At 69.2% G+C, this 12,896-nt stretch carries 9 protein-coding genes, 2 tRNA genes and 2 pseudogenes; 10 read left to right on the top strand and 3 right to left on the bottom strand.

Features of this window, described 5'->3' with window-relative positions:
- Positions 1 to 157 precede the first annotated feature (157 nt).
- Together ACFYWL_RS26050 and ACFYWL_RS26045 are read right to left on the bottom strand one after the other, a co-directional pair.
- Positions 158 to 3,493: a ThuA domain-containing protein gene (locus tag ACFYWL_RS26050; RefSeq protein ID WP_386977632.1), complete on the bottom strand. Its 3,336-nt coding sequence runs from the start codon at positions 3,491 to 3,493 to the stop codon at positions 158 to 160.
- Between the two features lie 277 nt (positions 3,494 to 3,770).
- Positions 3,771 to 4,199, bottom strand: coding sequence for a hypothetical protein (locus tag ACFYWL_RS26045; protein ID WP_386977629.1), 429 nt, complete (start codon positions 4,197 to 4,199; stop codon positions 3,771 to 3,773).
- Between the two features lie 284 nt (positions 4,200 to 4,483).
- Here ACFYWL_RS26045 and ACFYWL_RS26040 point away from each other — a divergent pair.
- From ACFYWL_RS26040 to ACFYWL_RS25995, 10 genes and pseudogenes are all read left to right on the top strand, one after another.
- Positions 4,484 to 4,556: transfer RNA gene (locus tag ACFYWL_RS26040), tRNA-Asn, on the top strand.
- A gap of 297 nt (positions 4,557 to 4,853) precedes the next feature.
- Positions 4,854 to 6,968 (top strand): MMPL family transporter, encoded by a 2,115-nt coding sequence (locus ACFYWL_RS26035; RefSeq protein ID WP_386977626.1) that lies wholly within the window; start codon positions 4,854 to 4,856, stop codon positions 6,966 to 6,968.
- A gap of 16 nt (positions 6,969 to 6,984) precedes the next feature.
- A pseudogene (locus ACFYWL_RS26030) lies at positions 6,985 to 7,249 on the top strand (amine oxidase); the annotation flags it as partial.
- Positions 7,250 to 7,382: 133 nt separating this feature from the next.
- Positions 7,383 to 7,456: transfer RNA gene (locus ACFYWL_RS26025), tRNA-Ile, on the top strand.
- 117 nt (positions 7,457 to 7,573) lie between these two features.
- Positions 7,574 to 7,993, top strand: coding sequence for a type II toxin-antitoxin system RelE/ParE family toxin (locus ACFYWL_RS26020; protein WP_386977624.1), 420 nt, complete (start codon positions 7,574 to 7,576; stop codon positions 7,991 to 7,993).
- The gene (locus tag ACFYWL_RS26015; protein ID WP_386977621.1) at positions 7,993 to 8,307 is read left to right on the top strand and encodes a helix-turn-helix domain-containing protein; all 315 of its coding nucleotides are present in this window, start codon (positions 7,993 to 7,995) and stop codon (positions 8,305 to 8,307) included. The genes ACFYWL_RS26020 and ACFYWL_RS26015 overlap by 1 nt, the downstream gene beginning before the upstream one ends.
- Positions 8,308 to 9,728: 1,421 nt before the next feature.
- On the top strand, positions 9,729 to 10,028 hold the full coding sequence (locus ACFYWL_RS26010) for a hypothetical protein (protein ID WP_386977618.1): 300 nt from the start codon (positions 9,729 to 9,731) through the stop codon (positions 10,026 to 10,028).
- Positions 10,025 to 10,555, top strand: coding sequence for a DUF6036 family nucleotidyltransferase (locus tag ACFYWL_RS26005; RefSeq protein ID WP_386977615.1), 531 nt, complete (start codon positions 10,025 to 10,027; stop codon positions 10,553 to 10,555). The genes ACFYWL_RS26010 and ACFYWL_RS26005 overlap by 4 nt, the downstream gene beginning before the upstream one ends.
- An 83-nt stretch (positions 10,556 to 10,638) precedes the next feature.
- Positions 10,639 to 10,959, top strand: a pseudogene (locus ACFYWL_RS26000) (site-specific integrase); the annotation flags it as partial.
- 185 nt (positions 10,960 to 11,144) lie between these two features.
- The gene (locus tag ACFYWL_RS25995) at positions 11,145 to 11,714 is read left to right on the top strand and encodes a sce7726 family protein (RefSeq protein WP_386977641.1); all 570 of its coding nucleotides are present in this window, start codon (positions 11,145 to 11,147) and stop codon (positions 11,712 to 11,714) included.
- On the opposite strand, the gene ACFYWL_RS25990 is transcribed toward ACFYWL_RS25995, so the two are convergent.
- Positions 11,680 to 12,711 carry a beta family protein gene (locus tag ACFYWL_RS25990; protein ID WP_386977613.1) on the bottom strand — a complete coding sequence of 344 codons (1,032 nt, stop codon included), beginning with the start codon at positions 12,709 to 12,711 and terminating at the stop codon, positions 11,680 to 11,682. The genes ACFYWL_RS25995 and ACFYWL_RS25990 overlap by 35 nt on opposite strands.
- Between the last annotated feature and the right edge of the window lie 185 nt (positions 12,712 to 12,896).

The following is a 12,896-nucleotide window of genomic DNA, read 5'->3' as shown; positions in this document are numbered from 1 at the left end:
GGGGGGTGGTGGGGGGGGGGGGGGGGGGGGGGGTGTGGGGGGGGGGGGTGGGGGGGGGGGGGGGGGGGGGGGGGGTTTGTTGGGGGTTTTTGGGGGGGGGGGGGGGGGGGGGGGGGGGGGGGGGGGGGCCGCCGGCCCCCCCCCCACCCCTGGTGGGTCAGGGCGTGACGCCGATGCCCTGACCGTTGAACTCGACCCAGTTGAGGTTGCCGAAGCCGCTGGCCGGGCCGCCGGGGACGGCGGTGAAGACCAGGTACAGCCGGCGGGTGCCGCCGGGGTCGGTGAAGGGGACGGTGGTGCTGGTGAACACGGTGTTGCCGGTGGTCGCGTTGACCGTGGCGGTGGTCAGCAGCGGGCCGGTGGGGGAGTCGAGCCGGAACTCGACGCCGAACCGGGGCTGCCCGGCGGTGGCGGCGCTGCCGCCGGAGGTGCGCAGCGTGACCGACTGCATATTGGTCAGGTTCACCGTGCCGTTGATCGCGATCCAGTCGCCCGGGTCGAGGCTGCCGCGCTGCTGCCCGGCGCCGACGTCGGACGTGTTGGCGACCGTGGTGCCGGACTGGTCGGCGGCGAACTCGACGTCCTGCCGCTTGGCCTGGATCACCTGCTGGTCGACCGTGGTCAGCGCCGGCTGGCCGTTGGCCCCGCGGTCGGTGTACGACGCGCTGATCACCCCGTAGATGTAGCCGCCGTGCGAGGCGTCGTCCGGGTCGGTGGGCAGCACGCCGGAGCAGCCGAACGCGTTGGCCCCGCCGTGGCCGTGCTGGTCGTGGCCGAGGACGAAGGTGACCTCGACCTTGCTGCAGTCGACCGGCCCGTCCTCGGGGTCGGTGACGGTCACCGTGTAGGGGATGTTGTCGCCCCACTGGAAGAAGCCGCCCTCGACGGGGGTGTTGACGGTCACCGTGGGCGCGGTGTTGCCGACGGTGATGGTGGTGTTCGCCGAGGCGGTCTTGCCGCTGGAGTCGGTCACCGTCAGCCGCGCCGTGTAGACGCCGTTGGCGGTGTACGTGTGCGACGGGTTCGGGTCGATCGAGTCCGTGGTGCCGTTGCCGTCGAAGTCCCAGGCGAACGAGATGGAGTCGGCCGGGTCCGGGTCCTTCGAGCCGGCGCTGGAGAACGCCACGGTCAGCGGCGCGGTGCCGTTGGTCGGGGTGGCGGTCAGCGCCGCGACCGGCGCCCGCAGCCCCTTGACGTAGCTGAACTTCAGCATGGCGGCGTCGGGGTTGACGTTGAAGAACCCGTCGCCGTACGTGAGCAGGTAGAGGTTGCCGTCCGCGCCCCAGCGCATGTCCATCGGGTTGTCGCACAGGAAGGGCTGCGTGGGGGTGGTGGGCGCCTGCCCGCAGTTCAGCATGTTGTTGATCTTCAGGATGTCGCCGTTGGAGTCGAGGCGCACCTCCTTGAGGGTGTCGCGGGTGAACTCACCGAACACGATGGCGCCGTCGTAGTACGCGGGGAACTTCGTCTCCGACCTCAGCTCCGGGTCGTAGTCGTACTTCGCCGCGCCGTGCGGACCGACGCCACCGGTGCCCAGTTCGGGGAAGAGCACCGGGCAGGTCTGCGTCGGAGTCGACAGGTACGACTCCGGGCAGGGGGTGGGGGCCTGGAACGAGTACCACAGCTCCGACTTCTCGACCGCCGGCAGCTCGGTCAGGCCCGTGTTGTGCCGCGAGGTGTTGCGCGGCGCCGCGCAGTCGAACGGCGCGACCGGCGTGATCGGACTGGTCGTCCAGTTCATCTCGATGTACGGCAGGTTCGGCTGTACGCACAGCGGCCAGCCGTAGTTGGCGGGCTTGTCGATCACCATCATCCGGCCGGTGCCGGCCGGTCCCCGCCCCACCGCCGCCGTCGACGAGTCGGGGGAGTAGTCGGTGACGTACGCGACGTCGTTGGCGTCGACGGTGATGCGGAACGGGTTCCGCAGGCCCATCGCGTAGATCTCCGGCCGGGTCTTCGCCGTGCCGGCCGGGAACAGGTTGCCCGCCGGGACCGTGTACGACCCGTCCGCGCCCACCGTGATCCGCAGGACCTTGCCACGCAGGTCGTCGGTGTTCGCGGAGCTGCGCCGGGCGTCGGCGAACGGCGCCTGGTAGACGCCGGCCGCGCTGACCGAGTCGTTGTGCGGGGAGAAGCCGCCGGAGCCGCCGGCGCCCGACGGGGTGTCGTCGCCGGTGACCAGGAACAGGTTGTTCTTCGAGTCGAAGGCGATGTCGCCGGCCACGTGGCAGCAGGCGCCCCGGTCCACGGGGACCTGGAGGATCTTCTGCTCGGTGGACACGTCCAGCGACGGGGTCTCGCCGTCGACGAACTTGAAGCGGGAGAGCTGGAAGTAGCCCTTCCACCGGTCCCACGTGGTGGGGTCGGTGCTGGTGGTCGGCGCCGCGCCCGTGGGGGTGTCCAACGGCGGGGCGTAGTAGAGGTACACCCACTTGTTGGTGGCGAAGTCGTTGTCGACCGCCGGGCCGTACATCCCGTCCTCGCTGTGGGTGTAGACCGGGATCTGGGCCAGCACGGTGGTCTCGTTGGTCGTCGTGTCGTGCAGGCGCACGCCGCCGCGCCGGTCGGTCTGGATCACCCGGCCGTCGGGGAGCACGTCGAAGCCGATCGGCTCGTTGACGTTGGGCTGCGCCCCGACCACCGTCATCTGGTAGTTGGCCAGCACGGTCGCGCCGCAGTCGCCGTCGGTCACCCCGGCGGCCCACTGGATCGCGCCGCCCAGGTGGGCCCGCAGGTCCGTGCTGCGGAAGCTCGCGGGCGTGGCCCCGAGCCCCGTGTAGAACGACCGTCCGCCCTGGTAGTCCTTGCACCAGGTGACGGGGTGGTCGTAGCCCATGCTGCCGCCGGTGTACGTCTTCTCGTCCACCGTGGCCAGCACGTGCGAGACGCCGCGGACGTTGGCCGCGTAGTTGTACCAGCGGTCGGTGTGCCGCCAGCGCTCCGGCAGCGTGGCCGAGGCGGGGTGGACCCGGTCGGCGACGGTGACGGTCGCCGGGGCGACCTCGGCGGCCCCGGTGGCCCGGGTGCCGAGCACGTCGGTGAGGAACGACCAGTCGGGCTCGGCCTCGATGGCCGAGTGGACGCCGACGAAGCCGCCGCCGGCCCGGTAGTACTTCTCGAAGGCGGCCTGCTGGGTGTCGTTGAGCACCTCGCCGGCCGTGTTGAGGAAGACGACCGCCCGGAACTGCTTGAGGTGGGCGTCGTCGAACTTGCGGGCGTCGTCGGTCACCTCGACGGTGAACCGGCGGTCCTTGCCGAGCTGCCGGACGGCCTCCACCCCGGCGGCGGTGGCGGCGTGGCTCCCCCCGGCGGAGCGGGTGAAGACGAGGACCTTGTACTGGATGCCGTTGGGTGAGGAGGGCGCGGACAGGACGGTGGTGGGCGCGGCGAGCGCCGGGGTCGGCTGCTGCTGCGTCGTCGCGACGAGTGTCGCGCCGACGAGGGCTAACAGGCTGAGATGGGTGGCGGCCCTGCGGCCGGTGGTTCGGAGCATCGAACCTCGCTCTGGTCAGGCGGGTCCGCCTCAGCACCGGGACGTGGCTGAGGTGGTCGCTTGGGGAGGTGACGAGAGCCTGGCCAGGGTCTTACGCAGGACCATATTTGCGTCGGGGAGGAAAGAGAAGAGGCCGAAGGGAGGAGCTTTCGTGGAAACGCTCCAACTTTCGCTTCGGCTCAGCAAAAGTGGGATGAGCTGGGCTGATGTCGACCGCAGCCCGGTACAGCAAGCGGGCCGGCCACCCGAGGGTGGCCGGCCCGCTGCGAGCTCCGGGTCAGAGAGCGCTGCCGTTGGCGCCCGTGCCGGACGGCTTCGTCCGGGCCGGGCCGGAGGCCGACCCGCTCGTGGTCGACCCGGACGCGCCGGTGCCCGACGAGCCGCCGCCCGCCTTCGCGCCGACCGTCGCCGGGGTGCCCGCGAACGGCTTGTCGGCGGCGGTCAGCTCGTGCTTGCCGCTGTCGCCCCCGCTGCCGCCGTTGCTGCTCAGCTTCTCGCCCAGCTTCGACTGGCTGAGCTTCTCCCTGCCCTCGCTGTAGAGCCGGTTGGCCTGGGCCTGCGCGACGCCGGCCGCCTCCTGGACGGTCGGGTGGTCGAGCACCTTGCGGCCCCGGACGACCAGCTCCTCGTACTTCTCCCGGCCGGCACGGGCGCCCAGGACGAATCCCGCAGCCAGCCCGCCAAGAAACATGATCTTTCCGCGCATGGCGGCTCCTTCCGTACCTGACGCGCCGTCGCCTCCCCGGGGCGAGCCCCGCGGGCGACGAGCATTTCGCGCCTACGTCCTCTGTCGGCAGCTAACTACCCATCCTCCACCGCGCCCATACCTGGTTGTGCCCGGATGGCGAATTGTCCGCCCGCCGGGCGCTGCGGAACCCCCGGCGTCGGTGCGCCCCGCGCCGGAACCCCCTGGACCAAACCCCGGGTGAATCCTGTACTCTTGTGCCGTCGCCGGGGGCGCCGGAGAGATCCGACCCGGGCGACGAGCGGTCCCCCGTAGCTCAATTGGCAGAGCAGCCGGCTGTTAACCGGCAGGTTTTTGGTTCGAGTCCAAACGGGGGAGCAAACAGCGAGAGGGCCCGTCGGCGCAGCCGACGGGCCCTCTCGCATGCACTCGGTGCAAGGAAGGGTCCCCTGTTAACGCCTGCGGTAGAGAAGGGTTCCCCTCTCACACCCCGGCAGGCGAGTACGCGGGGCGACGGCGCGACGTACGACGTGCGACGCGCGGCGGCGCGGGCCGGGCGGGGGTAACGGGGCCGTTTCGGCCCGCCTGGGCGCACCCGGCCGGCAGGATGGTCGATGTCGACCTGGACTCCCGCTGCGTCGATTGCTGCGTCGATTCATGAGGTGGGTGGGTGGGATGGCCGGAAGACGGGGCGGCACCGCCACGCTGGTCGCGGCACTGGTCGTGCTCGGCTGGCTGGTCGTCGGCGGGGTCGCCGGGCCGTACGCCGGGAAGCTGGGGGACGTCTCCACCAACGACAACGCCTCCTTCCTGCCCGCCAAGGCCGAGGCCACCCGCGCGCAGGACCTGGCCGCCGAGTTCGCCGACCGGCAGACCACCCCGGCGCTCGTGGTCTACTCGCGTACCACCGGCATCACCGACGCCGACCGGCAGCGGGCCGCCGCCGACGCCGCCCGGTTCGCCCAGGTCCCCGGCGTCGTCACACCGATCCCGCCGCCCGTGCCCAGCCGGGACGGCCAGGCCCTCCAGGTGGTCGTGCCCATCGACGAGGCCGAGGGCGAGCGGATCGGGCAGGCCGTCGACGACCTGCGGGCCATCGCCGGCGGCGACCGGGACGGGCTCACCGTGGACGTCGCCGGACCCGCCGGGCTGCTCGCCGACCTCATCGAGGTCTTCGGCGCCATCGACGGCCCACTGCTGCTGGTCACCCTCAGCGTGGTGCTGGTCATCCTGCTGGTCGTCTACCGCAGCCCGGTGCTGTGGATCTTCCCGCTGCTCGCCGCCGGCACCTCGTACGCCCTCGCGGCGGTCTTCGTCTACCTCCTCGCCGACCACGACGTCGTCAAGCTCAACGGGCAGGCGCAGGGCATCCTCACCGTCCTCGTCTTCGGCGCGGGCACCGACTACGCGTTGCTGCTCATCGCCCGCTACCGGGAGGAACTGCACCGGCACGGGCGTCCCTGGGACGCCATGCGGGCCGCCTGGCGGGGCGCCGCCCCGGCGATCATCGCCTCCGGCGGCACCGTCATCCTCAGCCTGCTCTGCCTGCTGCTGTCCAGCCTCAACTCCAACCGGGCGCTCGGCCCGGTCGCCGCCATCGGCATCGCCGCCACCCTGCTGGTCATGCTGACCTTCCTGCCCGCCCTGCTGGTGCTCGGCGGACGGTGGGCGTTCTGGCCGCGCCGCCCCCCGGCAGACCAGGCCGACCCGCAGACCGAGCACGGCCTCTGGAGCCGCGTCGCCGGCTTCGTCGCCCGCCGGGCCCGGATCCTCTGGCTCGCCACCGCCGTCGTGCTGGCCCTGCTCACCATCGGCCTGACCCAGCTCGGCGTCACCACCCTCGGCCAGAGCGCCATGTTCACCCAGCGCACCGACTCCGTCGCCGGCCAGGACGTGATCGCCGCGCACTACCCCGCCGGCACCGGCAGCCCGGCCACCATCTTCACCCGACAGGAGTACGCCGGCCAGGTCGCCGAGGCGGCCCAGCGGGTGCCCGGCGTCGCTGCCGTCCGCCCCGTGACCCGGAGCAGCCAGGCCGGCCCGCCCGACCCGAACGCCCCGCCGAAGGTGGTCGACGGCCGCGTCGAGTTCGAGGCCACCCTCGCCGACCCGCCCGACAGCGACGGCGCGGAACGGACCATCCGCAACCTGCGAGAGGCGGTGCACGGCGTGCCCGGCTCGGACTCGGTCGTCGGCGGGTTCACCGCGATCAACGTGGACACCTCCGACGCGTCCGCCCGGGACCGCAACGTGATCATCCCCGTGGTGCTGCTGGTCATCGCGGTCGTCCTCGCCCTGCTGCTGCGAGCCCTGGTCGCCCCGCTGCTGCTCATCGCGACCGTGGTGTTGTCGTTCCTCGCCACCCTCGGGCTGTGCGCGCTGATCTTCCGGCACCTGCTCGACTATCCGGGCGTCGACCAGTCGTTCCCGCTGTTCGCGTTCGTCTTCCTCGTCGCCCTCGGCATCGACTACAACATCTTCCTGATGAGCCGGGTCCGCGAGGAGTCGGTGCACCGGGGCACCCGCCCCGGGGTGCTCGCCGGCCTCGCCGTCACCGGCGGCGTCATCACCTCCGCCGGCATCGTGCTCGCCGCGACGTTCTCCGCGCTCGCCGTGCTGCCGCTGGTCGTCCTCGTCGAGCTGGGCGTCGCCGTGGCCGTCGGGGTGCTGCTCGACACCATCGTCGTCCGCTCGCTGCTGGTGCCCGCCCTGTCGTACGACATCGGGGCGCCGATCTGGTGGCCCGGCCGGCTGGGCCGCACGGACCGGAAGGCGGGTCGTGCCCGCTGAGCCCGACGTCGCGTCGGGCCCGTCCGCCCCACCCGAACCGGTCGTCCGTGCCGACCTGGCCTGCCTCTACGGCCGCCCCACGGCGGACTGGGAGCACCTGACCACCGTCGACGTCCCCGCCGCGCTGCCCGCCGCAGGGCCGGCTGCGCGAACCGGTGGCGTTCGGCGGTGGCCGCTTCGTCGCCGGGGACCACCGCGACAGCCCGTCCATTCGGGGCGCGCTGGCCAGCGGCTGGCGTGCCGCCGGGGCCGTGCTGGCCGAGCTGCGCGCGCCGGGCTGAGGCCGTCGCGGACGGCTGCGTGCTGTTATCCTCGCGTTGCCCATCGTGCTGGATCATCGATCCGTCGCCGGTGGGTGAGGCCGTTTCGTGCTGGCCGGTGGTCGCCGGGCGGGTTACGATCCGGCGCGGTTGCGGGGCGGTAGCTCAGCGGGTTAGAGCAGTGGACTCATAATCCATCGGTCACGGGTTCGAGCCCCGTCCGCCCCACCGCATAACGTGATGTCGCTGTTGACCTGCGCTTCCGTGGTTCGCATGACCGGGACATTGCCTCGTAAGTAAGGGTTCTGCACCTTTTTGCTGGATTGGTCATGGCAGGGATGGGTCATGTATAGCCTGGGCTATAGTTGTCCCGTGACCAATGGGCCAGCCCACCGCTGGGCGATCAGGACGACAGGCGATGTCCGTGACTGGCTACGGGCCCTGCGTCAGACCGATCCGGCGGCATACCGGTCAGTGAACGCGGCGATCGACATGCTCGCCGAGACCGGTCCGGGCCTGGGGCGTCCGCTGGTCGACACCCTCCGGGGTTCGAGCATCAGCAACCTCAAGGAGCTGCGGCCGAGATCCGGCCGCGACGTCGCCATCCGGCTTCTGTTCGTCTTTGATCCATGGTCGCAGGCGGTGCTGTTGGTCGCCGGCAACAAGGCCGGAGACTGGACGCGGTGGTACGAGAACGCGATCCCGATCGCCGAGGTCGCCTACGAGGGTTGGCTAGCCTTCGAGAGGAAACGGAGGGAGGGCTGATGGTCGACTTCCATGACTGGGACGACATCCGCGCCGAGTTGCACGACGGGGACGACGACGCGCTCGACGCCGAACGCGCCCGCACCGAGGCGTGGGTCAGTGCGTTCCACCTCGCCGAGGAGCGCAGGCGTCTCGGTCTCACCCAGCGGCAGGTGGCCGAGCTGATGGGAGTCACGCCCGGTCGGGTGAGCCAGATCGAGAACGGCGACCTGGACGCCAACGAGGTGGCGACCCTCAGCCGGTACGCACGGGCGCTCGGCGCCCGGATGCGGATCATCTTCGACTACGGCAGCGACCTCCGTCAGATCGCCTGATCCCCGCGAGCCTCAGCCGACATCACGTACGACGAGGCGAGTCGTTCCGGCGAACCGCACCCGTCGGCAAGCCGAGATCATCGAGCACCGTTCGGCGCCCGCAGGCTGGGCAAACCTAGGGGCAGGGGGTTGCCGGCGATCGTGGCGGCGCGGTTCGCATGGTGGTACCTCCGGCCCACCAGGCAAACCTCCGTCAGTTGATCTAGAGCCCTTGAGCTTTGGAGCCACCGTGGGGTCACCGCGCAGCACAACGGCGCCCGCCGGGCGTGTCGCAGACGTACAGAAGCCCGGGCAGAACGAGCCCGCCCCGGCCTCCGTGGGGTGCACCGATTAACTCCGGCGGCCGCGAAGCCTACGCCGAGGTTGGGAGCGACTCTGCGGCCTGTACGCACCGATCGCTGGCGATGACAGGGAGGGACCTCGCCAGCGGGCGCTTTGGTTGACGTGGACTGAGTCCGAGGTCGTCCAGATCGTGCCTGTGCGGCGCTGGCAGGCTGTCCATCTGCTCGCCAGCATGATCTTTGACTGCGTCCGCGGGTTCGTCCCGAGTTCGGCCATGACTGACACCGTTTGCGGTTTTCTGGTAGCAGGCGGCAGCGCGGTGGTCACACCCCGCAGCTCGCTCGCCCCGGGGCCGAAGCAGCACGCCGACTCTTGCTGGTCCCGGCCAGAAGCGACCGTCGCCCGACCGCCGCGGCCGGCAGTCCAGACGTGCTGGGTTGAGAATGCGCAGCAACCGATTTCGGGAGCTCGAGCACCAGCAATCTCAAGGAGTTGCGGTCGAGGTCTGGCTTCTGTTTGTCTTTCCCTGGTCGCAGGCGGTGCTGCTGGTTGCCAGGAACAAGGCCGGAGACTGGAGGCGGTGGTACGAGTAGGCAGATCCCGAGCGCCGAGGTCGCCAACGAGGGTTGGCTTGCCATCGAGAGGCAGGGGTTTGATCCGCAGTGGGGTGTCCGCGAGTTGGTGTGGTCGGGCGCGAGCGGCGGAGGGCATTGTTCCTGTGTGGTCGGCGTCTTCGTTGTTCTGGCATACCGGGGACGGAGCGCCGTACACCGATCGTGGTGTTGCGAGAGCCCGAGGACGGTGCCCATACCGGCGAGGGCCGGTCGTAGGCGGGTCACCGCACTGACCGTAATGATTCACGAGCGGTGGTCGGGTGATCGGAGCCGCAGCGCCGATGCTGCTCCCGGTCAGCCCGGCGGCGCTGCGGCAGGTGACCCACGGTGCGCCGGATAGGGCATGCGTCGGCGTGCTGTGCTGCCGGAGCAGGGCCTGGTTGCGCAGGCTGTGCGCCCTGATCGCGCCTCCTGGTGTACTACCGTCAGGGTGTGAGTAAGCGTGCTGCGAGGTATGAGCCGCTGACGGTGGCGCGGCTGGGTGCCCTGCTCGTAGGGGCCGATGAGACGCGACGGTGGCGGTTGGTGGCGGAGTTCCTGGAGGAATACCGATGGGAGCCCTCCGAGATGCGCGCTGGCCTGCTGGAACAGGAGCCATCTCCCACGGGGGACGAGCACTGGGACGTGTTCCTTGCCGCGTTGACCGAGCATGTGGCGGCCAAGGACGGGCGTGGTGCGCCGCCGTGGGTCGAGACGCGGTCGCTGCGGCGTTTCTGGTTTCCTTTTAACACCCGTGCTGCCCGGGTCGACGCGGTGGTGCACGCGCCCGCGGCGTTCCGTCGTCGTGGGGTGTACGTGTCGGCGCAGGAGTTGAACGTCGCATGAGCCTCGATGATCCGCTGCTGGACCGTGCCGCGATCGAGGATGCTTTTCGTCGGCTCGGGGACCGGTTGGCGAGGCGCGGTGTGGTCGCGGACCTGTACATCTTCGGTGGCGCCGCCATGGCGCTGGCCTACGACGCACGACGGGCGACCCGTGACATCGATGCCGTGTTCCATCCGCACGGGGTCGTGCTCGACGAGGCCCGAGCCGTCGCTGACGAACTCGGTCTGCCGCACTGGTGGCTCAACGAACAGGCGAGTGCCTACGTCGCCCCTGGCGGCGACGCAGCAGCTCCTCGCGTATTCGATCATCCGGGCTTGCGGGTTGCGGCAGCATCTGCGGAACATCTGTTGGCGATGAAGGTGCTTGCCGCTCGCCGTCGAGACGCCGACGACATTCGCTTCCTGGTCGATCACCTCAGGCTGACCCGTGCCGAGGAAGTTCTCGATCTGTGCGTGGAGATCTTCCCCGAGGAGGAGGTCCCGGACCGGGCACGACTCGTGCTCGAGGACGTCTTCGACGGCCGGTAGCACTGTCAGCCAAATTGCCGGCAACGTACGAAAGACCTGCCCGAAACGCAATGGCAAGGGCTCGGCGGCAACGGTCGCAAGTGCACGAGTGTTGGCCGCTCGCCCCGGCATTGATCCGGCAGATTCACTGGATCCTGTCCGGCGCGCTGAACCGGGCCGTCCGGTGGCGCTGGATCGCGGTCCACCCGGCCGATCAGGCGGAGTAGCCCCGGGGATGCCTCAGCCCGACCCCGCACCCTCCCACGGCGTCCGAAGCGGCGCGTCTGGTCACTCAGGCGTGGAACTACCCCGACTGGGGCGCGTTCGTGTGGGCGGCGATGACGACGGGGGCGCGGTGGAGTGAGCTGTGCGAGCTGCGGTGGTCCGCCGTCGACCTGGACGCGGAGACGGTAGAGGTGCTGCGTGACCAGGCTGGTTTCGGCAGGATCGTTCCACCGGCGATAGGCACGGGGACGGTGGCCTCGGTGGCGGTGCAGCCCGTCTGCTTCGAACCGTTGGACGGACACGGGGCGCTGCGCTAGAAGCGGGAGACCCTGCATGAAAGTATTGGCGGGCGCTGTAGTAACGGGTGAGCCGAGTGGGGGATGCGATGCGCGATAGTGATATCCGTCAGGCGCTAATGGCTCGGCTCACCACGAAGTACGGCTCGCAGCCTGATACTCAGATTCGGCACGAATTGGGGCTCTGTGCTGGCCGAACCCGAGTGGATGTGGCTGTTATTAACGGTCACATCTCTGGTTTCGAGATTAAAAGCGACCAGGACAACCTAACTCGGCTGGAGGTTCAGGCCGAAGTGTATAGTCGAGTTCTGGACCGAGCTTCGTTGGTGACGACGAGCCGGTATCTGGACCAAGCAGCCGAAATGGTTCCCCATTGGTGGGGGGTGTGGCTTGCGCACCCTGGTAAGCGTACGGTCCGGCTTCGGAATGTGCGCCGGGGCAGCCATAATCCAAGCCCCGATCCCTTTTCCGTCGCTCAATTGCTATGGCGGGATGAGGCACTGGCCCTTCTGCGTGAGCGCGGCAACCATCGCGGCCTGTCCAAGGTGCCGAGATGGTTCGTATGGGAACGCCTCGCAGAGACCCTAGAGTTGGAAGAGCTCCGGGTGGAGGTGCGGCGTGTGCTCAGGACGAGGGAGGATTGGCCAACTCGCTCATGACATGGGCTAGGTGATGGGAGGTTCCCCACGCTCGCCACTGAGTGGCGTTTCCCGGTCCAGGCTGGCGTCTGGCGCATCGCGCGAGCTCGCTGTCGCCCCATGAAAAGTCGGAGCCCTCGGTCGGCCAATGCTCGGACGCCACTAGCGCTTGGCACAGGTCATAGAAGCTGTCGTTGCCGCCGGTCTGATGACGGGCCCAACGGTAGATCCACCAATTGCCGCTCGCTGTATATCGAAGGCTAGGCAAAGGGCCGCGGGCTCCAGCCCCTGGCGGAGTTGGATGCGCGATAGCGTAATCGCCAAAGTCTGGGTCGCGATCGGCTAGCTTCTCCCAGAGCTTCCAGTCCCATCTCGTTAGAGGGGTCGCTACGTTGCGCGGGAGGCTTGTAAGGCTGGACGGCATAGCGCCTGATGCGACCACGATCGATGCCCATCCTTGGTTGCCCAGTGAGTCAAGGACGTTCCTCGCGACCTGCTCTGCTCGGCTGACGTCCCTGTCGGACGAGACCTCGGCCATGTCCACCACCAAGTGGCATTGTTCGGAACTGATTCGAGCGATTGACAGAGCTCTGGATAGGCGAGATGAATCGGCGACAGGGTCGGGATCTGTGGCGAGGCTGCCGAGGCGCACGATAGCTGTTCCGCTGTGGAGGCGAGCCGCTTCACCGCACGCGGCTAACTGTTCGTCTGGGTCGTGGAGGCGGATGACCGGTACAACAGGGATGCCCGATTGTGCCAGGTCGCTAGCGATCTCCATGATCAGCGGTCGACCGTCATCGTTGACTCTGACGTAGGTGGTGTCTACTCCGAGGACCAGGCCGGCTGGGACTCCCTCGCGGACCTGACGCACGAACTTGAGACCGTTCTTGGTTGGACTGTCGTTCGAGGGGGAGAGCTCGAACAGGGGATGGATGAGGTTTACCTGATGGTCCCGAAGCTGCCCCAGCGCCTTGAACTCACCTGCGCGCGCCTTGAGTACGGGCCAGTATCGAGTCATAGTCGCCCCCGCTGGGTCTCGCCGGTGCGTCTTCGACTACTGAGGGTATCTGATGGGATTCGATATGTAACGAGTTGACATTGCTGATCGCAGATGCTTCAAAGGCTTGTACAGCCTGGCCTGTAAGCGGCTATTGCGATATTTGTTGCTTCTGTCCAGGTTGCTGCCTGGCTCTATCGTTTCAG

It is taken from the genome of Micromonospora sp. NPDC002575, from assembly GCF_042889525.1.
GTDB classification, from domain to species: domain Bacteria; phylum Actinomycetota; class Actinomycetes; order Mycobacteriales; family Micromonosporaceae; genus Micromonospora; species Micromonospora carbonacea.
This window is presented reverse-complemented; position numbering and strand designations above follow the sequence as displayed.